Origin of the sequence: Micromonospora sp. A3M-1-15, assembly GCF_024213425.1 — a bacterium.
Lineage (GTDB): Bacteria > Actinomycetota > Actinomycetes > Mycobacteriales > Micromonosporaceae > Micromonospora > Micromonospora chersina.
The window spans coordinates 1-599 of record NZ_JANAVK010000017.1 but is presented as its reverse complement, the minus strand read 5'-3'; the positions used below and the strand labels follow the sequence as shown (position 1 = coordinate 599).

At 65.6% G+C, this 599-nt stretch carries 1 pseudogene; it reads left to right on the top strand.

The window, feature by feature from the left end:
• Positions 1-599: pseudogene (locus NLX85_RS32890) on the top strand (hypothetical protein); the annotation flags it as partial.

The window sequence follows — 599 nt, the reverse complement described above, 5'->3', positions numbered from 1 at the left end:
GGCCCGGGGTCGTGGGACCAGGACAAGGACAAGGACAAGGACAAGAAGCAGGGCGAGGGTGACGGTGGCGCGCTCCTGGTCGAGCGTGGCGGCAGCGCCAACCTGTTCAAGGTGAAGCTGACCGACAACAACGCCGAGAAGAACGGCGGCGCCATCGCCAACTTCGGCCGCGTCCACCTCGAAGACAGCAAGGTCACCGACAACCACGCCCGCGAGGACGGCGGCGGCATCTTCAACCGCGGCGTCCTCAAGGTCAAGGACTCCCACGTCGACAACAACACCGCCGGCGGCAACGGCGGCGGCATCGCCAACGGCAACGGCGACAACACCAAGCACGACGAGTACGGCCAGAACAGCACCGAGCAGAACAGCTACGACAAGAACAAGAACAAGCACGACGAGGAAGCCGGCACCGTCGAGATCGTCGGCTCCGACCACGGCAAGGACGCCGCCCGCAGCACCCTGTCGAACAACAACGCCGGCAAGAACGGCGGCGGCCTGTTCAGCTCCGGCGGCTTCGTCACCATCAGCTTCACCGCCATCACCGGCAACACCGCCTGCGAGAACGGCGGCGGCATCTACGCCGAGAACACCGAACT